This is a genomic window from Thiocapsa bogorovii, from assembly GCF_021228795.1.
In the GTDB taxonomy this organism is placed as follows: domain Bacteria; phylum Pseudomonadota; class Gammaproteobacteria; order Chromatiales; family Chromatiaceae; genus Thiocapsa; species Thiocapsa bogorovii.
The window spans coordinates 5,430,170-5,449,846 of record NZ_CP089309.1 but is presented as its reverse complement, the minus strand read 5'-3'; the positions used below and the strand labels follow the sequence as shown (position 1 = coordinate 5,449,846).

The window sequence follows — 19,677 nt, the reverse complement described above, 5'->3', positions numbered from 1 at the left end:
AGGTCTCCGTCGCAGCCCCTCCCGCGAGCCACGCGTGCCCCGCGCCGCACCTTCCGATCTAACAATTCTTCGGATAGATAGAAAGAATGCTTGTATCGTTGACGCAGCTTCCCACGACCCACACAATCGCGCGCTCCCAGAGCCCGGCGATCGCCTGATCGAATCATCCCATCGGGGACACTGCGCCCCTGTCCGCCGAGACCTCCCGGGTGCCGCAGGCCCGGACCTCACGTGCCGTTCTTCGATGCCGATCGATGGTGTCCCGTCTGGCGCGCGTCGGACGATCAAAAACAACCGCCTCCAAAGGTACCCTTATGAAGCAACACACGGTCGATGCCATCACGGCACATCCGCGTTATCGGGAGCTGATCGGCGCGCGTAAGCGCTTCGCTTGGACCCTGACCGCCGCCATCCTAATCATCTATTACGGCTTCATTCTCGTCATCGCCTTCGAGCCGGCATGGCTGGCCGTTCCCGTCGCCGAAGGCTGGACCATGACCGTCGGCATGCCGGTCGGCATCCTGATCATTTTGAGCGCCTTCATCCTCACGGGCGTCTACGTGGCCCGCGCGAACGGGCAGTTCGATCGTCTCACCAAAGAGATCCAGGAGGATTTCGAATGACACGTCTCGGAATGTGGGGCGTGCTTGCCGCCCTCTTAGTGCCCTTCGGGCTGGCCGCCGCCCCCGCCTTGACCGGAACGGTCGTTCAGAGCAGCGTGAACGTGACGGCGATCGTCATGTTTGTCATCTTCGTGGGCGCGACCCTGGGTATCACCTATTGGGCGTCCAAGCGGACCCGCACCGCGAGTGACTTCTACACCGCCGGTGGCGGCATTACCGGCATGCAGAACGGCCTGGCCATCGCCGGCGACTTCATGTCCGCCGCATCTTTCCTGGGTATTTCCGGCCTGGTGTTTGCCTCCGGTTACGACGGCCTGATCTATTCCATCGGCTTCCTGGTCGGCTGGCCGGTGATCATGTTCCTCATGGCCGAGCAGATCCGCAACCTCGGCAAATTCACCTTTGCCGACGTCACCTCGTACCGCTTCGGTCAGACCCAGATCCGCACCATGGCGGCCATCTCGTCGTTGGTCGTCGTCGCCTTCTACCTGATCGCTCAGATGGTCGGTGCAGGCAAGCTGATTCAGTTGCTGTTCGGGCTGGACTATTGGATCGCGGTGGTGTCCGTCGGGCTCCTGATGATGACCTACGTCATCTTCGGCGGCATGACCGCCACGACCTGGGTGCAGATCATCAAGGCCGTCTTGCTGCTGTCGGGCGCGACCTTCATGGCCGTAGCTGCACTTGCCGCCTTCGACTTCTCCCCGGAGGAGATGTTCAGACAGGCCGTGGAGGTCAGTCCCAAGGGCGACGCCATCATGGGCCCCGGCTCTCTGGTGAAGGATCCGATCAACGCGATCTCATTGGGGCTGGCCCTCATGTTCGGGACCGCCGGTCTGCCGCACATCCTGATGCGGTTCTTCACCGTCCCGAATGCCAAAGAGGCCCGCAAGTCGGTCTTCTACGCCACGGGCTTCATCGGCTACTTCTACATCCTGACCTTCATCATCGGCTTCGCCGCGATCGTACTGCTGTCGCAGAATCCGCAGTTCTTCAAACCCGAAGCGCTCGCGGCAGACGGCTCGGTCATTCGGGATCAGTTGATCAGCGGACTGTCGGGCGGCACCAACATGGTTGCCATCAACCTGGCCGAAGCGGTCGGCGGAAATCTCTTCCTCGGCTTCATCTCGGCGGTTGCCTTCGCGACCATCCTCGCCGTAGTCGCGGGTCTCACCCTGGCCGGCGCGTCGGCGATCTCGCATGACCTCTACGCCAACGTCATCGCGCGCGGTCGCAGCAACGAGACGACCGAGATCCGCGTCTCGCGTATCGCAACTCTATGCCTCGGCGTGCTCGCGATCGGTCTGGGCATCGCGTTCGAATCCCAGAACGTGGCCTTCATGGTCGGTCTGGCCTTCGCGATTGCGGCGAGCGCAAACTTCCCCGTGCTCGTAGCCTCGATCTTCTGGGGCAAGATGACGACGCGCGGTGCGATGATCGGCGGTTTCGCCGGGCTCTTCAGCGCGGTCGGCCTCACGATCGTCTCCAAGGCGGTGTGGGGCGACGTACTCGGCTTCACGGCGGTCAATGCAGATGGTGTTGCCGTTCCGGTCGGGCTGATCCCGCTCGACAATCCGGCGATCATCTCGATCCCGATCGCCTTCTTCTGCATCTGGCTCTTCTCGATCCTCGACAACTCCGAGCGAGCCAAGATCGATCGGGCGGCCTACTTCGCCCAGCGGATCCGATGCGAAACCGGCATCGGTGCGGAGGGTGCGGCAAGCCACTGAGGCGCGAAATCGCTGCAATCCCCCGCGTTACGGGGGAGTCGGTTTACAAGGCGCGGGGCGCCCGTTCACTTGCCGAGGGCAGGTCAATGGGCGCCCCGCGCCTTGCTTATTGGTTGAGACTGCAGATAAGTTGGCTGCCATTCACGGACGACCGTCCGATGTCGACACCCAACGCACCATAAGCCATGCAGCCGCTCTATTTCGATACCGCCGCGACCACCGCGGTCAATCCGAACGTCATCGAGGACATGATCGATGTCCTGCGCAACGTCCCAGGGAATCCCTCCTCGACAAACCACCCGCAAGGCCGGGAGGCGGCGCAACGTCTCGAGGCCGCGCGCGCAGCGGTCGCTGCGGAGCTCGGATGTGATGCGGATGAGATCGTTTTCACGGCCGGTGCGACGGAGGCGAACAACCTCGCGCTGCGTGGTATCGCCTTGGCCCATCGCGCGCAGGGGCGACACGTCGTCACCTCCGCGATCGAGCACAAGGCCGTGCTCGCATGTTGTCGAGGTCTGGAATCCGACGCTGTGGAAACCACCTATGTGAAGCCGAACCGCGGCGGCTGGGTGACACCCGAGCCCATCCTCGCGGCACTGCGGCCCGATACCCTCGTGGTTTCGCTGATGCACACCAACAACGAGACAGGCGTCATGCAGCCGATCGCCGAGGCAGGCGGTCGGCCTTATCCTGCGCGCGGGCGATTGACAGACACCCTTGATATACACGTGCTGTAGGGTGTGGTGACGAAGGAACCGCACCGATGTGCGGTTCCTTCGTCGCCCGGTGCGGTTCGTCCCTCACCGCACCCTACGGGCTACGGGCCGCTTAGGGTTACACCGCATCGGGCAGCCAGAGGATCAATCCCGGCAACAGGATGCACAGCACCAATCCGAGGGTCTGCAACACCAGGAACACCAGCGACGACTTGAAGATGGTCGCTATGGTCACCTCGGGTGGACAGACACCCTTGATGTAGAAGAGGGCATAGCCGAACGGCGGACTCGAAGATGGTGGGCGCGTTGAACAGGTAGCGTGCGACCACCTCGTAAAAGTAGGCGACCACCGCGTTGATGGTCCAAAACGCGACGAAGATGCCTGAATGCTCCGAGACCCAGTCGATGACGCGGGTGAAGGCGTTGCCCTCGGAATGGACCGTTGGATCCTCGTCGGCGAGCACCTCCAGAGGATCGTGCTCCTCTTCGTCCCCGCGCTCGGAGCGGCTCTTGGTGCGCCGCTCGCTGTACGCAGACCACAGCATCAACACCGGCGGCATCAGCATCAGCCAGCCCCAGTAGCCCCAGTGCGGGACAACGAAACCGAAACCCTCTGGATTGGACATGAACTCCTCCTCCGGCGCTGCGCGCCATGGAGAGCGAAGCGAAGGCGCGTAGTCTTGGGTAGGCGTGGGCGCGAGCGTGTTGCCGCAGTGGCGAAGGGGCGGGAGTCCCGACGCCGCGGAGGCAACATGCAGAGCGCATCCCACACGCCGTCAAGCCATTTGAGGGCGCTGTCGTGCCCGGCGGACCAACGGGGAGTCGGGCACGGCTGCGACCGCAGGGCGAACCCGGGCACAAAAGGCGGTCGCCAAGGACCGAGTCCTCGCGGCAGCAGGATGCCCCCGCGAGGTATCACGAGGGACGCGCGACTCTCCGGCCGATTTGCGGGGCTTGGCCCGAACCAGCTCTTGTGTTGGTCATGCCGGCATCGGCCCCGATGCCGGCTGTCGGGGCGAATACCGTCGCCCCGACAGCCGGATCGGTTCGCGTTGCGGTCGACGGATCAGACGAGTCCCTTCAGATCCGCCTCCGTGACTTACACCATGATGTCGTTCTTCATGTCGTTGAGCTGCAAGTCGAACACCCGCTTGGCATCCGCATCCTTGTTGGCCCATTCGAACCAGATCGGGATGGCCGCCTTGCGGAACTCGATCACGTCCGCGCCGCTCAAGCGCGAGACCTCGCTGCCGCTCTTCAGGAACTCGTCCATCGCGGCCATGTTGCGCTTCTGGATGGTGACGTAGTGATGCAGCGAATAGGCGTGGACCTGTTCCTCGACGAACTGCTGCATTTGCGGCGTCAGCCGATCCCAGGCACGGGCGTTGACCGTGAGATCCATCAGGTCGACCGGCTGGTAGAGGGACATGGTGCCCGGAGGGCCGAACAGGATGTACTTGGTCACCTGGCCGAACCCGAGGTCCCAGTTCACCGCGGGGCCAACATAATCCGCCGCATCGATGGTGCCCTTCTCAAGCGCCGGGAAGATGTTCGAGCCCGGCAGCGACACCGTGGAAACCCCGAATTTCTGATACACCTCAGCCACCATGCCGCCCGGCAGGCGGATCTTCATACCCTGCAGATCCGCCAGCGAATTGACCGGCTTCTTGGAGTGAATGATGTTCGCGTCGTGCTGGATCGGGGCGACGTAGACCAGGCCGAACTTGCGGTAGATCTCGCGCGCCATGTCGAGCATGCCGAGACCGTCCGAGGCGCTGAACGCGCATTACGATCAGATGAGCATGGACGAGATCATGGCCCGGATCGAGCAATTGGGAACGGAGCGCCGGCAGGAACTGCTCGCGTGGCTTGCCCTGCAATTGGCGCCCTGTTGATGGCTGCCGATGCGATGGCGCAAGGGTTTGTTGCACTTCACGCCGGCTCGTCCAACCTTCCGGCCGGCGCTATGCTCAAGTTGTTTCTATGTTGACGAGGTTGCAACCGAGAGACTGTCATGCCTCACAGCTCACTCAAAACCGGTTCTTTCACCTACGGCGACTATTGCCTCTGGTCCGAGGATGAACGTTGGGAGCTGATCGACGGTGAAGCATTCGCCATGGCGCCTGCGCCGACGCGAATGCATCAGGAGTTTGTGGTCGAACTGGCCGCGCAGATCCACCCTAAACTCGCGGGCAGCGGCTGTCGGGTCTATGTCGCCCCCTTCGACGTGCGTCTGCCGAAACACGACGAGTCCGACGCTCGGGTCGACACGGTGGTGCAGCCCGATCTCGCCGTGATCTGCGATCCGCATAAACTCGACGTGAAGGGATGCCGCGGGGCGCCGGATTGGATCGTCGAGATCCTCTCGCCGTCGAGCGCAGTCCATGATCAGGTCCGTAAGCGGGCACTCTACGAGCGTCATGGCGTCCGCGAATACTGGCTGTTGCACCCGACGGATCGCGTGCTGACCATCTATCGGCTCGGTGCGGACGGCGCTTACGGAAAGCCGGACGTGCAGGCTTTGGAAGGACAGACCTCTGTCGGCGTGGTCGATGGTCTGGAGATCCACTGGCCGGCTCCCGAGACGGATCCGTTGATGAGCACGGGAGACTGACGAACCGATGGGTTCCGGAAAGGCGGTCGCGGGACGGCGTTACCTGCATCGAACGCTGCTCGACAGCGCCGAGCCCGCGTTGACGAGCGGCGTGGCCGCGGCCTTGGAGATGCTTCGGGCGTCGGTCGAGCCCGCATTCAATGTCGTGCGCGTTGCCGAGGACGGCTCCGAGGTGGCATTTCTCAACTATCCGGATTTTTTCGAGACCCCCTTCCCGGCCCTGAAGGAGAGCTGGCGGGTGGATCTTACCACCGGCGAGACGGGCTATCGCACTTACGAAGACTCGCTGAATCCACCCATCCTGCATCGCAAGGAGCTTTTGCTGCCGGGCGATTATCCCGGCCGTGCAGAGTATGTCGCCCTGACCGAGCAAGCCGAATCGATCGGGCTGTTCGATGATCCCAAACGCATCGGCTATCGGCGTCAGTGGGAGGCGCTGGTCGCGGATGCCGGGTACCGGATCGAAGGGCATACGCTGATCCCGATCGGCAATCTCGACGGTGTTGCGGGCGACGCGGTCGAGGGGGACTTGGCCGGGGTCGAGGCGGGGGAGGGCGGGGTCTTGTCTCGCGACGTCGTCGGACTGGGCGGTGCGCTCGATTGGGAGGCGGCGCGACACCGCACCGCGATGGTCCGCTACGGTTTCTCGGCGCCGGTGCAGACACTCGCGCGGCATGGCTTCTTGAATGGCCGCTATCGGCTGTTCGACTACGGCTGCGGACGCGGCGACGATGTTCGCGGCTTGCGCGAGAACGGACTGGACGCCTCCGGATGGGATCCCTATTTCGCGCCGGACGAGCCGATCGCCGCGGCCGATATCGTCAATCTCGGCTTCGTGATCAACGTTATCGAAGACTTCGACGAGCGGCTGGTGGCCTTGACCCGGGCCTGGTCGCTCGCCGAGCGGCTGATGGTGGTGTCGGTCATGCTGACCAACCAAAACGACCCGCGCGGGGAACGGTTTCGCGACGGTGTGATGACGCAGCGCGGCACCTTCCAGCGCTACTACACCCAGTCCGAGATCAAGGCGTATCTGGAGCAGGTGCTGGACGAGGAACCGATCCCGGTCGCGCCGGGCGTGCTCTATGTGTTTCGAGACAAGGACGCGGAGCAGCGGTTTCTTGTGGAGCGCTACAGCCGCCGGCGCAATCCGCTTCGGGTGCCGAGCACGCGCCCCGCGCCGACGCCGCGCGATCGGCCGGCTCGGCGCGATCGTGCGGCGGAGCGCTACGACGCCTATCGCGAGCCGTTGGAGCGCCTTTGGGAGACCTGGCTGCATCTGGGACGCACGCCGGATAAGAGCGAGGTCGATGATCTGCTGCCCCTGATCGAGGGTTTCGGCAGTCTCGGCAAGGCGCTGCGTTTCCTTGCCGAGCAGAAGGGACCGGTTGGTGCGCAAGCCGCACTGGCGCAGGCCGAGCAGGCGCGCATCGCCGACCTGGAGGTCTATTTCGCGCTTCAGCAGTTCAGTCGGCGGCGCGCCTACAGGCATTTGGACGCCGGCTTGCAGCGCGACATCAAGGCCTTCTTCGGCGATTACCCGGCCGCATTGGAGGCCGGTCGCACACAGCTCTTTCGGATTGCGGACACCGAGGCGATCGCCGACGCCTGCCGAGCGGCCGCCGAGCACGGGTTGGGCTGGCTCGATCCGGGCGCCTCGCTGCAACTGCATAGCCGGTTGGTCGAGCAGCTCCCGGCGCTCTTGCGGGTCTATGTCGGCGCCGCGTCCATGCTCTACGGCGATATCCGCGAGGCGGATTTGGTGAAGATCCATATTGGCTCGGGCAAGCTGAGCCTGATGCGGTATGACGATTTCGATGGGCGGGTGCTGCCGCGGATGGTCGAGCGGGTGAAGATCAAGCTGCGGGAGCAGGACATCGATTATTTCGCCTACGGCGAGGACTTCGAGCCGCCGTATCTGTATCGCAAGTCACGCTATATCAACGAGGAATGCGACGGGTATCCGGAGCAGCTCGCATTCGACGAGGCGCTCGATGCGCTCGGTGTGCTGCCGGAGTCGGGCTATGGGCCGGCGCCGGGTGCTTTTGATGCGTTGCTGGAGCGACAGCGTTGGACGATCGCGGACAACGCACTGGTGCGCTCGCGGACGATCCCCGAGCCGGACGCACCCTGCGGGCGTTCGCTCACCTACCGTCAATTGATCGAATGCGGCGAGACGCAGGCCGCCACTGGGCAGGTCAACCGTCCCGAGCAACCCGAGTCCTACACGGCGCTGTGCGATCTAGCCACGCAGGTCCTGGACCCGGTGATCGAGTATTTCGGGATGATCCGCCTGACGTATGGATTCTGCTCGGCGCCGCTGGCGAAGGCGATCCCAGGGCGGATCGATCCGAAGCGCGATCAGCACGCCGCGCACGAGCGCAATCGGCTGGGTCATCCCATCTGTTCGCGGCTGGGCGCCGCGGTGGATTTTCTGGTCGAGGACGAGGATATGCTCGAAGTGGCCCGTTGGGTTGTCGCGGAGACGCCGTTCGATCGACTGTACTTCTACGGCAACGACAAGCCGATCCATGTGAGTTATGGGCCGGATCAGAGCCGTCAGGTGGTGTTGATGCTGCCGGGCCCAACCGGTCGGCTCGTACCCAAGTGCGTGCCGGTCGAGCGGTTTCTCGACGCCCTCCCGGGATAGTCGACTTGCAGTCGACATCTTCCCGGCATCGTTTCCTTCCACCGCCGGTCTGACGGCCAGCGGGGTCGACTGCAAGTCGACTATCCCGGGTGCGGCCTCTCGACCGGACGCGGAAACGGAGCATTCCAACCGCAAAGGCGGCTGTGTTTACATTGGTTCCCGAGCGCTGGCTATTCGAACAGCCTCGTCGCCTCCTGGACCTGCGTTGCAGCGATGAGCCAACGTCTCAACTGCCCCGGATCTTGCTCGCCGAGGATGCGTTCGCGTGTCGGTGGATCGACGACGAGCCCACGCTCGGCGAGCAGGGCGAGGATCGACTCGGCGGTGCCTTGATTGATGCCCTGGTTAATGCCTTGGTTGATTCCATCCGCTACGCCGGCTTGACGCACGGCGTCCAGACTCTCGTACCCCTCGCGCTGCAGCAGATTGCGAAGTGCGGCGCGATGCGCGGCATCGCGGTCGTAGAGGGCCTCGACCGGGACCGGGTTGCGCAATAGGCCCGGCGCGCTCAGGATTTCACCGGGACCGACGACGCGCATTGCTTCGCCGGGGCGATAGACCTCGACCCGTCGCGGACCGATCAGACGCACGACCCAGACCTGCTGCGTGCCACTCTGCAACAACTCAGCGACCTTGTCTTGCAACTCCTGCTCGTCCTGCCCGCGCGCGGCATACTCGACCGCCAATGGCGGCGCGCCCGGGATCCAACCTCGTTCCGTGCCCGCGGGGCCGATCGCCACGTCGGGCGCCCGCAGTGTGCCCGAATCCGGCGCGAAACCGGCATCGACACCGGCCCATTCGACATCCGGATCGGTCTCCAGCGCCGCTGCGCCGATCAGATTCGATCCTGCATGGTCGCGATCGGACGGGGCGCAATAGATCGGATGGCCATTGGAGAGCTCGTAGCGATCCCCCTCACGGAGTTGGTCGACGTGAAACGGACCCTGTGGATCGGTGCTTGGTCGGTGCGGCATCTGCGTCGCCAGGCAGGATGAATCTATCGTTATTCAGTCTCAAGGGTAGACCAATCGCAGCCGACCCTTGGTCCCAGTTTAGCCTTGCTCCTGACTCCGGCCATCGTCTTACGTGGCGCAGAGCGCCATAGGACATGCGTGACACCGCGGAGAGGGTGTCACGAGTCTCGCGTTAAGCCAGCTTGGCTAAACCATCACACCCGGCGAGAAGCTGTAGCTGTCCAGGATGTTGACGTAGTTGGCGCGCTCGAGCTCCGCCGGGTTCGGGACCGAGATGGCGCTGACGCGGCCGCGGAAGTCTTCCACTGACTCGAATCCCTGTTCCTCCATCCAGTCTTGGATCCCCGCGAGGATCTGCGCCGTATAAGCCGGTCCTTTGCCGAGGAGCGCGCTGCACAGGTGCACGACGTCGGCGCCTGCGAGCAGGAGCTTGATGGCGTCCGCCGAGGTGTGTACGCCGCCGGTCGCGCCGAGCGAGAGGCCGTCGAAACGTCCGTAAAGGATGGCGATCCAGCGCATGGCGAGCAGGGCCTCGGCGGAGGTCGAGGGGTGCAGGCTCGATTGCAGACGCAGGCTGTCGATGTTGATGTCGGGCTGATAGAAGCGATTGAAGAGGGCCACTCCGTTGGCGCCTGCTGCCGCGACCTGGCCGACGAAGTTGCCGATCGAGCTGAAGCTCGGGGAGAGCTTCATGTTGATCGGGATCTGGATGTGCCCGCGAAGCGCGCGCAGGAGGTCGAGGTAACGCTCCTCGACCTGAAGCCCGGTTTGGGTCACATCGCCGGCGACATAGTAGACATTGAGCTCGAGGGCGTCGGCCCCGGCCTGCTGCAGCTCGGTTGCGTGCTTGATCCAACCGCCGGGCGTGACGCCGTTGAGGCTGGCGATGACGGGGATGTCGAGTGCGTCCTTGAGCTTGCGGATGTTGTCCAGATAGCGCTCGAGTGCGCCCTCGAAGTCCTGATGAGCGGGCAGAAAGCCGCTCTCGGCCTCGCCGAAGCCGATGTCCTGGTGGTGCAGAAAGCGCACCATGCTCTCGGACTCGGCGGTGACGGCCTCTTCGAAGAGTGACCACATGATGATGGCCGCGGCGCCGTGGTCTTCGAGCTCGCGCGCGATGGCGACGCTCTTGGACAGCGGCGAGGCGGAAGGAACCAGGGGATTCTTGATCGTCAGCCCGAGATAGTTGGTCGTGAGATCCATAGCGATTGCTCCGGCAAAGAATAAGGGGTCACCCGACGGTGATCGAGGGGAGTGGTCGCGACAAGGGCCGGGGCGTTCCGCCCCGGTTGTGGCGGGGCCCGATGCCCCCGCTCGCGCGATACGCGGCTCCCGGTGAACATCTGAAACGCGTCCAGAGTGAAATGCGTCATTTTCATGTTGTGTCTGGCTTCATCGTCTGTCCGCCCTTTGTGAAGATGCGGTTCAAAACAAATCTCCTTTAATTCCTTAAACCGCGCCAGCTCCGACAGTTCTTGGAGCTGGCGCGGTCAAGCCAATCCAACACACGACGCAGATCTCACCGGGCGCGGTTTAAGGCGCTTTCGGTGTCGGCTCTTTTGCAGCCGGCGCGGGTGCCTTCTGCACGGCCAGGTGCGCCAACTGCTCGTAGAGCGTAAAGCGCGTCTGGACGTGCTTTTGGGCGAGCTGTAGATAACGCTCGGCGGCCTCCGGATGGGTGCGGGTGAGGACGCTGAAGCGGGTCTCGGAGGACACGAAGTCGCGATAGGGGACGCTGGGCGGCTTGCTGTCGATGTGCAACGGGTTCTCGCCGGTCGCGAGCCGACGCGGGTCGAACCTGAACAGCCCCCAATGCCCTGAGTTGACCGCCATGTCCTGTTGACGCAGGTTCTTCGAGAGGTCCACGCCGTGCGCGATGCAGGGCGAGTAGCAGATGATGACCGAAGGACCGTCGAATGACTCGGCCTCGAGGAAGGCGCGGACCGTTTGGACGTCCTTGGCGCCGAAGGCGACCTGGGCCACATAGACGTTCTCGTAGGCCATCGCCATCATGGCGAGATCCTTCTTGAAGGTCGGTTTGCCGGCTGCGGAGAACTTGGCGACCGCGCCCATCGGGGTCGCCTTGGAAGTCTGGCCGCCGGTGTTTGAGTAGACCTCGGTATCCAGGATCAAGAGGTTCACATTGCGCCCGCTGGCGAGGACATGATCCACGCCGCCGTAGCCGATGTCGTAGGCCCAGCCGTCGCCGCCGATGATCCAGACGCTGCGTTTGACGACCTGATCGCAGATGCCTTCCAGGGTGCGGGCGTCCAGCTCGGGGAGGCCTTTGAGCTTCTCCTTCAAGGCGAGCACGCGCTCGCGCTGCTCGAAGATGCCGGCCTCGTCGGACTGATCGGCCGTGAGCAGGCCTTCGGCGAGATCCTCGCCGATCTTGGGTGCGAGCCTCTTGATGATCTCGCGAGCATGGGCGGCCTGCTTATCGACTGCGAGCCGCAAACCGAGACCGAACTCGGCGTTGTCTTCGAACAGCGAGTTGTTCCAAGCAGGCCCGCGACCCTGGGGGTTGGTGGTGTAGGGCGTCGTGGGGAGGTTGCCGCCGTAGATCGAGGAGCAACCGGTGGCGTTGCCGATCAACATGCGGTCGCCGAACAACTGGGTGGCGAGCTTGACGTACGGGGTCTCGCCGCAGCCCACGCAGGCGCCGGAGAACTCGAAGAGCGGCTCGAGCATCATGGCGTGCTTGATCTTGGTGCTGTCGAGCTTAGTGCGATCGTATTCCGGTAGGGTCAGGAAGAAATCCCAATTGTCCTGCTCGGCGGCATGCGTCTGCTCGGCCGGGACCATGTTCAGCGCCTTGCGGTTGGGATCCTTGCGGTCGCGGATCGGGCAGACATCCACGCAGAGACCGCAGCCGGTGCAATCGTCCGGGGCGACCTGGTAGGTGATGTGATGATCGGCAGGGAAGTCCTTGCCCTTGATCTGGACATGCTGAAAGCTCGCCGGTGCGGTGTCCGTGAGTGCGGCCGGGTAGACCTTGGCGCGGATGGCGGCATGGGGGCAGACCAGCGGGCATTTGCCGCAATGGGTGCAGAGGTCCTCTTCCCATTTCGGCAGCTCGAGCGCGATGTTCCGTTTCTCGTAGCGCGTGGTGCCGGTCGGCCAGGTGCCGTCGGCCGGCATCAGGCTGACCGGGAGACTGTTCCCTCTTCCGGCGATCAGGGTCGCGGTCACGTTGCGCACGAAGTCGGGTGCCGAGATCGGCACCACGGGCGGGCGCTCGAAGGCACTGGTCACCTGCGTCGGGACGCTGACCTGATGCAGCCCGGCGAGTGCGGCATCGATCGCCTTGTAGTTGCGATCCAAAAGACTCTGACCCTTCTTACCGTAGGTCTTCTTGACCGCATGCTTGATGTGCGCGATCGCCTCGTCCTTGGGCAGGATGCCCGAGATAGCGAAGAAGCAGGTCTGCATGATGGTGTTGATGCGCCGGCCCATGCCGGTGGCGCCTGCGATCCCGTAGGCGTCGATCACGTAGAAGTCGAGACCCTTGTCGATGATCGCCTGCTGCATCTTGCGGGGCAGCTCGTCCCAGATCCGATCGGGCGCGGTGTGCGAGTTCAGGAGGAACACGGCACCCGGACGCGCATGGTCGAGCATGTCGTAGCGGGTGAGGAAGGTCGGCTGATGACAGGCGACGAAGCTTGCTTCGTTCTCGCCGATCAGATAGGTGCTGTTGATCGGCTTCGGGCCGAAGCGCAGGTGGCTGATGGTGACCGCGCCGGCCTTCTTCGAGTCGTACTCGAAGTAGCCCTGGCCGAAGTTGGGCGTCTCTTCACTGATGATCTTGATCGAGTTCTTGTTCGCCGAGACGGTGCCGTCCGAGCCCAGGCCGAAGAAGACGCAGGCGGTGACGCCCGCCATCGCCGCCGGCTTGAAGTCCGGATCCCAGGCCAGGCTGGTGTGGCCGACGTCGTCGATGATGCCGACCGTGAAGGGGTTCTTGGGTTTGGGCGCGGACAGCTCGTCGAAGACGCCCTTGACCATGGCCGGGGTGAACTCTTTGGACGAGAGTCCGTAGCGGCCGCCGACGACGCGCGGCATGCTGGCGACACGGCCATCGGCGAAGGCTTGGGCCAACGCGGTCACGACGTCTTTATAAAGCGGCTCGCCGTCGGCTCCCGGCTCCTTGCAGCGATCCAACACGGCGAGTCGCGTTGCGGTGACCGGGATGGCCGAGAGGAGGGCGCCTGCATCGAAGGGGCGGTAGAGCCGGATCTTGATCAGACCGACCTTTTCCCCGTCGTCTACGAGATGCTCGACCGCCTCCTGTGCGGCCCCGATCCCGGAGCCCATCAGCAGGATAACGCGCTCCGCATCGGGCGCGCCCACATACTCGAAGAGCCCGTATTGACGGCCCGTGAGTGCGGCGAAGCGGTCCATGGTGCGCTGCACGATGCCGGGAACCTCGGCGTAGTAAGGGTTGACCGTTTCGCGTCCCTGGAAATAGACGTCCGGGTTCTGCGAGGTACCGCGGATCACGGGGTGGTCCGGGTTGAGTGCGCGCGCACGGCAGGCCGTGACCAGCTCCTCGTCGATCAGGGCGCGGATCGTCTCGTGCGAGACCTGCTCGATCTTGGTGACCTCGTGCGAGGTTCTGAACCCATCGAAGAAGTGCAGGAAGGGGACGCGGCTTTCCAGTGTCGCGGCCTGGGCGATCAGCGCGAAGTCCATGGCTTCTTGGACGGAGGCCGAGCAGAACATCGCATAGCCGGTGGCGCGACAGGCCATGACGTCGGAATGGTCGCCGAAGATCGACAGGCCCTGAGCCGCCAGCGAACGCGCCGAGACATGGAAGACCGTCGGGCTGAGCTCGCCGGCAATCTTGTACATGTTCGGGATCATCAGCAGCAGACCCTGCGAGGCCGTAAAGGTGGTCGCCAGGGAGCCGCCCTGCAGTGCCCCGTGGATCGCGCCGGCCGCACCGGCCTCGCTCTGCATCTCCACGACATCGGGGATCGTGCCCCAAAGATTCGGAATGCCGAGCGACGACCACTCGTCTGCCCATTCGCCCATGTTGGAGGACGGGGTAATGGGGTAGATGGCGATGACCTCGTTGGTCAGGTGGGCAACGTAGGCCACGGCCTCGTTGCCGTCGAGGGTTACCATGAGCTTTTGCGACATCGAGCTTTCCCGGATTGGTGGGTAGAGGAGGCCGGCAACGCGGCCGAGCTGCGCCTTACTCCGACTCGGCGGCTGGCGCAGCCCGAAGCGAGGCGGGAGCCGAGTAACGGCCTCAACTATAGCCCGAAACGCTGTTCGATTGACGGTCGTTTTCGAGTGCTTTCAAGCGAATCGACTTCGGCATGATCCGGATCAGGTCGGTATTTTTTGCACCCTTATGGTGCCTATCTCGGGATCCGCGTGAGCACCGCCGTCCATCCGAGTGCAGGATCCTCGCTTACGCATGATCATGACGATTGGGTTACGGTTGTGTTTCTGGAACAATACCCCGCGACTCATCGGCATGCGGATCGGATATGGAGCTAACACACCTCAACGAGCTGGAGAAGGCGACCAAAAAAGGTCGGGCGCAGCTCTTTCGCCTCGGTATCGGCTTGCTCTTCATCATCGGGGTCATGCTCTACACCGTCGTCAGGGTCGATGCGACGCACGGCGGCAGCCTCTTCATCGTGATTGCCGCCATGATCGGCGGCTACATGGCGATGAACATCGGCGCGAACGATGTCGCCAACAACGTCGGTCCGGCGGTCGGCTCCAGGGCATTGACCTTGGGCGGTGCGCTGATCATCGCGGCCATCTTCGAGGCGGCCGGGGCGATTATCGCGGGCGGCGAGGTAGTCGGGACCATCCGCAGCGGCATCATCGATCCGAACCTCATCCAAAGCGCCGACACCTTCGTCTGGATCATGATGGCAGCGCTCTTGGCCGCCGCGGTTTGGCTCAATATCGCCACCGTCATGGGTGCCCCGGTATCGACGACGCATTCGATCGTCGGTGCCGTGCTGGGCGCCGGGATCGCCTCGAGCGGGCTTGGGATCGCCGACTGGGACACCGTGGCAAAGATCGTCGCGAGCTGGGTGGTCTCGCCCCTCATGGGCGGGGCGATCGGGGCCGGCTTTCTGTATCTGATCAAACGCAGCATCACCTATCGGACCGACTTGATCGCCTCGTCGCGTCGGGCTGTGCCCTATCTGGTCGCTGCCATGGCGTTCGCCTTCGGCACCTACCTGATGATCAAGGGGCTCAATCGGATCTGGAGCGTGAGCATCGTCCAGGCCCTAGGCGTCGGTCTCGTTCTCGCGATTTTGGTTTTCTGGGGCGCACGCCCGATCATCGATCGTCAGGCACGGCTGATCGGGAACTCCAAGGAGGGTGTCAATCGGCTTTTCACGGTGCCTTTGATCTTTGCAGCGGCCTTGCTGAGCTTCGCCCACGGTTCGAACGACGTCGCCAACGCCGTCGGACCGCTGGCCGCGATCGTCGAGGTCGTCGGATCGGGCAGCGGCACGATCACGGCTGCGGCGCCGGTCCCATTGTGGGTGATGATCGTGGGTGCGCTCGGGATCGCGGTCGGGCTCTGGCTTTACGGACCAAGGGTGATTCGCACGGTCGGCTCCGAGATCACCGAGCTCGACCAGATGCGAGCCTATTGCATCGCCATGGCGGCGACCCTCACCGTCATCCTCGCCAGCCAACTGGGGCTACCGGTCAGCACGACGCATGTGGCCGTCGGCGCGGTCTTCGGCGTGGGTTTTCTGCGTGAATACCTCAAGAGTCAATACGCCCGGATGCTCGAGACCATCAAGTCGCATCACCCGGAGGGCGATCAAGCCGCCATCGACGCCTTTCTGGCGAAGTTTGCCAAGGCATCGATCGACGAGAAGGGGCGCATGCTGCGCGAGCTCAAACGCAAAGCCAAACGCAGCATGGACCCGGCCCATTTCTCCAAGCTCGAGCGCCAAAGCCTACGCAAGGTCTATCGCCATGAGCTGGTGAAACGCTCGCAGGTGCTCAAGATCGTTGCCGCTTGGGTCGTGACGGTGCCCGCGTCCGCGTTCATGGCGGCGATGCTGTTTTTCACCATCAAGGGGATGCTGACGGGTTGAGGCGAGCGGGACGGGCGATCATCCGGGCGACAGACCTTGCGTGCGCATGAACCCGGCCACGGCACTGAGCCGATAACCGGAAGGGCAGGGTGGACAAGCGCGGCGCAGTCCACCAAGGCCTGCGCGCAGGGCTCGGTGGCGGCGTGCTTACCGGCGTCGGCGCAACCTACAGTGCGCGCGCCAGCACGACCGCGTCCTCGCGTCCCTTGGTGGCGGGGTAATAGCCCGGCCGCTGACCGATCTCGCAGAATCCTTCGGAGGCGTACAGGGCGCGGGCACGGCTGTTGGATGCACGTACCTCAAGGAAGGCGCTGTCCGCCCGTCTCGTGCGTGCGAAGGTCATCAGATGGCGGAGCAGGCGACGGCCGAGCCCTCGGCCTTGCCAATCGGGATGAATGCAGAGGTTGAGGATGTGACACTCGCCGACGGCGACCGCCATTGCGGCATGGGCGACGATCTCTCCCTCGAGCTCGCCTACCCAGCAGGAGTAGCCGACCCGCAGACAGTCTCGAAAGATGCCCTCCGTCCACGGATACTCGTACGCTGCGCGATCCGCTGCGCAGACGGTCTCGACATCCCGCTCGGTCATCGCCCTGAGGCGGAGGGCGAGGGGGAGGGCGGACTCGTTGGGGGCGCTTTGCATCGTCGAACGGGCTTCTTGCATCGTCGGAAAGGCTCGAATCGTCTTTTTCAGGTCATTGGTGCGGCGCCGTGCCGTGCACCTCGGCCCGACAGTATACCGGCCGGAGCGTTCGACTGAACCGCGAACGCGTGCTCTAAACCGCGTCCCCGCTAAGGGCCAAGGATGCAGCAAACGTCGAGCTGACCCAAGAGTGAGCATCTTGCTCTGGACGCGGTTTAGGTGAATAGCGGGCCGTTCAAGTCTATAATTCGACGGTTTAGCCGCACGTAGCCCAGGTCGCACCAATCCCACATGAGCGAGCTCCAAGAACAACTCGAACGGCGTCGCACCTTCGCCATCATCTCCCACCCGGACGCCGGCAAGACCACCCTCACCGAGAAGCTGTTGCTGTTCGGGGGCGCCATCCAGCTCGCAGGAACGGTCAAGGGGCGCAAGGCCGCGCGTCACGCCACCTCGGATTGGATGGAGCTGGAGAAGGAACGCGGCATCTCCGTGACCTCCTCTGTGATGCAGTTTCCCTATGGCGAGAGCATCGTCAACCTGCTCGATACCCCCGGTCACCAGGACTTTTCCGAGGACACCTATCGGACGCTGACAGCGGTCGACTCGGCCTTGATGGTGATCGACGTGGCCAAAGGTGTCGAGGAGCGGACCATCAAACTGATGGAGGTCTGTCGACTGCGCGACACGCCGATCTTAACCTTTATCAACAAGTTGGATCGCGAGGGTCGCGACGCGATCGAGGTCCTCGACGAGGTCGAGGAAATCCTCAAGATCCAATGCGCGCCCGTGACTTGGCCGATCGGGATGGGCAAGCGTTTCAAAGGCGTCTACGACCTACGATTCGATCGCACCCATCTCTTCAGCGCTCAGCACGGAGGGCGTATCACCGAAGGCGAGATCATCCAAGGGATCGACAATCCGCGGATGGACGATGTCCTCGGCGATCAGGCAGACGAGCTGCGCATCGAGATGGAGCTGGTCCAAGGCGCGAGCCATCCGCTCGACCTCGAGGCCTACATCGCCGGTCGGCAGACACCGGTGTTCTTCGGCTCGGCGATCAATAATTTCGGCGTGCGCGAGCTGCTCGATGCCTTCGTCGAATACGCGCCGCCGCCGCGTCCGCGTGCAACACTGCAACGCTCGGTGGATCCCGCCGAAGAGCCCTTTACCGGCTTCGTCTTCAAGATCCAGGCAAACATGGACCCGGCCCACCGCGACCGCGTGGCCTTTCTGCGCGTCTGCTCGGGCAGCTACAAGAAGGGTATGAAGATGCGGCACGTGCGCATCGGCAAGACCATTCAGGTTGCGAATGCCATCACCTTCCAAGCCGACGAGCGTCGACATGTCGAGGAGGCTTGGCCCGGCGACATCATCGGGTTGCACAACCACGGCACCATTCAGATCGGCGATACCTTCACCGAGGGCGAGGAGCTGAAATACGGCGGGATTCCGTACTTCGCCCCGGAGCTGTTCCGCCGCGTCGTGCTCAAGGATCCGCTGCGCATGAAGGCCTTGCAGAAGGGCGTGGTCCAGCTTTCCGAAGAGGGTGCGACCCAGGTGTTCAGGCCGCTCAAGAACAACGACATGATCCTGGGCGCCGTCGGCATCCTGCAGTTCGATGTCGCCGCCTACAGGCTGAAGGACGAGTACGGCGTCGAGGCGCTTTTCGAGCCGGCCAGCGTCAAGACCGCACGCTGGGTCGTCTGCGAGGATCCGAAACGCCTCGAGCAATTCAAGGAGAAGAACTACGAGAACCTTGCACTGGACGGCGACGACCAGCTGGTTTACCTGGCGCCGACTCGCGTCAACCTGGACCTAGCCCAAGAGCGTTGGCCCGACGTGCGGTTTCTAGCGACCCGAGAGCTTTAATCGACACGCTGGACTGCCCGATAGAATGCGGTGCCAAAGGAGCCGGACGCCTAGCCGAGGGGCTCAGGGGCGTTCCGGTCAGAGGTGAGATCGGTCGGTCCTGGCGGCGCCGGAACCCCTGAGCCGGGTTTGGCTTATTTCGCATAATGTATATTATGTAAAGTCGTTCCGGCACAGTCGTGCGGTCGTTCCCGATGGTTACTCCCCGGCCAGGCGACGGATTTCTTCGGCCAGCGCCGGCGCCAAGCGATAGCCGTTCTGAGTGAGACGCTCCAACTCCGGTGTGACGGCCTCAATCCGCTCCTTGCGTTTGACGTTCAGCAACAAGCCTGCGGTTCCAACCACCGGAATGCCTCGGTGGCGGGCAATGGCGCGGCCACGGCGTTCGTCGATGAGCAGGAAGCGGCAGGCGATGACAATCCGGCTCATCGGGCCGCATCCAACTCTCCCTCAAGCTCTTGCGGCGGATAGTCGACCGCTGGGATGCCGACTTCCACCAGGACTTCCATGAAGGCCTCTTGGGACAGGCCGGCAACCTTCGCGGCTTGAGCAAGGGACAGTTGTCCCGTCTCGAACAGGTTGAGGGCCAGCGCGCGGTGTACGCCGCTCTCGAGTAGCCGCCGATCGAACGGAACGGCAACCATCGCGGGACGGCCGTTCTTTGTGATGAGCGAGAGTTGGCCTCGTTCCGCGTCTGAGAAGAGTTCACCGGAACGCTGACGCAGATCGCGGGCCGTGAATACCTCCAGATTTTCCATGTTGGATTC

The 19,677-nt window shown here is 63.5% G+C and carries 16 protein-coding genes; 8 read left to right on the top strand and 8 right to left on the bottom strand.

From position 1 onward, the window contains the following. Positions 1 to 314 precede the first annotated feature (314 nt). The 3 genes from LT988_RS24230 to LT988_RS24220 all read left to right on the top strand — a co-directional run bounded on the left by LT988_RS24230 (position 315) and on the right by LT988_RS24220 (position 3,090). Positions 315 to 623 (top strand): DUF485 domain-containing protein, encoded by a 309-nt coding sequence (locus tag LT988_RS24230; protein ID WP_007195451.1) that lies wholly within the window; start codon positions 315 to 317, stop codon positions 621 to 623. Further along, entirely contained in the window at positions 620 to 2,353 is a 1,734-nt protein-coding gene (locus tag LT988_RS24225) for a cation acetate symporter (RefSeq protein WP_232408071.1), read from the top strand. Before LT988_RS24230 ends, LT988_RS24225 begins: the two co-directional genes overlap by 4 nt. A 185-nt stretch (positions 2,354 to 2,538) precedes the next feature. Further along, complete coding sequence (locus tag LT988_RS24220; RefSeq protein WP_232408070.1) at positions 2,539 to 3,090, top strand: aminotransferase class V-fold PLP-dependent enzyme; 552 nt, start codon at positions 2,539 to 2,541, stop codon at positions 3,088 to 3,090. 80 nt (positions 3,091 to 3,170) lie between these two features. Here LT988_RS24220 and LT988_RS24215 read toward each other — a convergent pair whose 3' ends face one another. Both LT988_RS24215 and dctP read right to left on the bottom strand, forming a co-directional pair. Beyond that, positions 3,171 to 3,695: a hypothetical protein gene (locus LT988_RS24215; protein ID WP_232408069.1), complete on the bottom strand. Its 525-nt coding sequence runs from the start codon at positions 3,693 to 3,695 to the stop codon at positions 3,171 to 3,173. Positions 3,696 to 4,168: 473 nt separating this feature from the next. Then, positions 4,169 to 4,825, bottom strand: coding sequence for a TRAP transporter substrate-binding protein DctP (gene dctP / locus LT988_RS24210; RefSeq protein WP_232408068.1), 657 nt, complete (start codon positions 4,823 to 4,825; stop codon positions 4,169 to 4,171). Between dctP and LT988_RS24205 the strand changes: the two genes are divergently transcribed. The 3 genes from LT988_RS24205 to LT988_RS24195 all read left to right on the top strand — a co-directional run bounded on the left by LT988_RS24205 (position 4,824) and on the right by LT988_RS24195 (position 8,333). Continuing rightward, entirely contained in the window at positions 4,824 to 4,964 is a 141-nt protein-coding gene (locus LT988_RS24205; protein ID WP_232408067.1) for a hypothetical protein, read from the top strand. The genes dctP and LT988_RS24205 overlap by 2 nt on opposite strands. 119 nt (positions 4,965 to 5,083) lie before the next feature. Continuing rightward, on the top strand, positions 5,084 to 5,683 hold the full coding sequence (locus LT988_RS24200) for a Uma2 family endonuclease (protein WP_232408066.1): 600 nt from the start codon (positions 5,084 to 5,086) through the stop codon (positions 5,681 to 5,683). A 7-nt stretch (positions 5,684 to 5,690) separates the two neighbouring features. After that, on the top strand, positions 5,691 to 8,333 hold the full coding sequence (locus LT988_RS24195; protein WP_232408065.1) for a DNA phosphorothioation-associated putative methyltransferase: 2,643 nt from the start codon (positions 5,691 to 5,693) through the stop codon (positions 8,331 to 8,333). A gap of 170 nt (positions 8,334 to 8,503) precedes the next feature. Here the strand turns inward: LT988_RS24195 and LT988_RS24190 are convergent, their stop codons facing one another. The 3 genes from LT988_RS24190 to nifJ form a co-directional block, all read right to left on the bottom strand. Beyond that, the gene (locus tag LT988_RS24190; protein ID WP_232408064.1) at positions 8,504 to 9,307 is read right to left on the bottom strand and encodes a Uma2 family endonuclease; all 804 of its coding nucleotides are present in this window, start codon (positions 9,305 to 9,307) and stop codon (positions 8,504 to 8,506) included. Between the two features lie 186 nt (positions 9,308 to 9,493). Further along, a complete protein-coding gene (locus LT988_RS24185; RefSeq protein ID WP_232408063.1) occupies positions 9,494 to 10,510 on the bottom strand; it encodes a dihydroorotate dehydrogenase-like protein in 1,017 nt (338 codons plus the stop codon). 330 nt (positions 10,511 to 10,840) lie between these two features. Next, positions 10,841 to 14,449: a pyruvate:ferredoxin (flavodoxin) oxidoreductase gene (gene nifJ, locus LT988_RS24180; RefSeq protein ID WP_232408062.1), complete on the bottom strand. Its 3,609-nt coding sequence runs from the start codon at positions 14,447 to 14,449 to the stop codon at positions 10,841 to 10,843. A 356-nt stretch (positions 14,450 to 14,805) separates the two neighbouring features. Between nifJ and LT988_RS24175 the strand changes: the two genes are divergently transcribed. Further along, positions 14,806 to 16,395 carry an inorganic phosphate transporter gene (locus tag LT988_RS24175; RefSeq protein WP_232408061.1) on the top strand — a complete coding sequence of 530 codons (1,590 nt, stop codon included), beginning with the start codon at positions 14,806 to 14,808 and terminating at the stop codon, positions 16,393 to 16,395. Positions 16,396 to 16,561: 166 nt separating this feature from the next. Here the strand turns inward: LT988_RS24175 and rimI are convergent, their stop codons facing one another. After that, positions 16,562 to 17,038: a ribosomal protein S18-alanine N-acetyltransferase gene (gene rimI, locus LT988_RS24170; protein ID WP_232408060.1), complete on the bottom strand. Its 477-nt coding sequence runs from the start codon at positions 17,036 to 17,038 to the stop codon at positions 16,562 to 16,564. 291 nt (positions 17,039 to 17,329) lie between these two features. Here rimI and LT988_RS24165 point away from each other — a divergent pair, with 291 nt between their 5' ends. Then, positions 17,330 to 18,910 carry a peptide chain release factor 3 gene (locus LT988_RS24165; RefSeq protein ID WP_232408059.1) on the top strand — a complete coding sequence of 527 codons (1,581 nt, stop codon included), beginning with the start codon at positions 17,330 to 17,332 and terminating at the stop codon, positions 18,908 to 18,910. 198 nt (positions 18,911 to 19,108) lie between these two features. Here the strand turns inward: LT988_RS24165 and LT988_RS24160 are convergent, their stop codons facing one another. Together LT988_RS24160 and LT988_RS24155 are read right to left on the bottom strand one after the other, a co-directional pair. Beyond that, positions 19,109 to 19,339 (bottom strand): DUF3368 domain-containing protein, encoded by a 231-nt coding sequence (locus LT988_RS24160; RefSeq protein WP_232408058.1) that lies wholly within the window; start codon positions 19,337 to 19,339, stop codon positions 19,109 to 19,111. Continuing rightward, positions 19,336 to 19,668, bottom strand: coding sequence for a type II toxin-antitoxin system prevent-host-death family antitoxin (locus LT988_RS24155; protein ID WP_232408057.1), 333 nt, complete (start codon positions 19,666 to 19,668; stop codon positions 19,336 to 19,338). Before LT988_RS24155 ends, LT988_RS24160 begins: the two co-directional genes overlap by 4 nt. Positions 19,669 to 19,677: the final 9 nt, after the last annotated feature.

Coding starts and splice junctions, on each gene's coding strand:
- LT988_RS24230 (WP_007195451.1), top strand. CDS start 315: ATGAAGCAACACACGGTCGATGCCATCACGGCACATCCGCGTTATCGG.
- LT988_RS24225 (WP_232408071.1), top strand. CDS start 620: ATGACACGTCTCGGAATGTGGGGCGTGCTTGCCGCCCTCTTAGTGCCC.
- LT988_RS24220 (WP_232408070.1), top strand. CDS start 2,539: ATGCAGCCGCTCTATTTCGATACCGCCGCGACCACCGCGGTCAATCCG.
- LT988_RS24215 (WP_232408069.1), bottom strand. CDS start 3,695: ATGTCCAATCCAGAGGGTTTCGGTTTCGTTGTCCCGCACTGGGGCTAC.
- LT988_RS24205 (WP_232408067.1), top strand. CDS start 4,824: ATGCCGAGACCGTCCGAGGCGCTGAACGCGCATTACGATCAGATGAGC.
- dctP (WP_232408068.1), bottom strand. CDS start 4,825: ATGCTCGACATGGCGCGCGAGATCTACCGCAAGTTCGGCCTGGTCTAC.
- LT988_RS24200 (WP_232408066.1), top strand. CDS start 5,084: ATGCCTCACAGCTCACTCAAAACCGGTTCTTTCACCTACGGCGACTAT.
- LT988_RS24195 (WP_232408065.1), top strand. CDS start 5,691: ATGGGTTCCGGAAAGGCGGTCGCGGGACGGCGTTACCTGCATCGAACG.
- LT988_RS24190 (WP_232408064.1), bottom strand. CDS start 9,307: ATGCCGCACCGACCAAGCACCGATCCACAGGGTCCGTTTCACGTCGAC.
- LT988_RS24185 (WP_232408063.1), bottom strand. CDS start 10,510: ATGGATCTCACGACCAACTATCTCGGGCTGACGATCAAGAATCCCCTG.
- nifJ (WP_232408062.1), bottom strand. CDS start 14,449: ATGTCGCAAAAGCTCATGGTAACCCTCGACGGCAACGAGGCCGTGGCC.
- LT988_RS24175 (WP_232408061.1), top strand. CDS start 14,806: ATGGAGCTAACACACCTCAACGAGCTGGAGAAGGCGACCAAAAAAGGT.
- rimI (WP_232408060.1), bottom strand. CDS start 17,038: ATGCAAAGCGCCCCCAACGAGTCCGCCCTCCCCCTCGCCCTCCGCCTC.
- LT988_RS24165 (WP_232408059.1), top strand. CDS start 17,330: ATGAGCGAGCTCCAAGAACAACTCGAACGGCGTCGCACCTTCGCCATC.
- LT988_RS24160 (WP_232408058.1), bottom strand. CDS start 19,339: ATGAGCCGGATTGTCATCGCCTGCCGCTTCCTGCTCATCGACGAACGC.
- LT988_RS24155 (WP_232408057.1), bottom strand. CDS start 19,668: ATGGAAAATCTGGAGGTATTCACGGCCCGCGATCTGCGTCAGCGTTCC.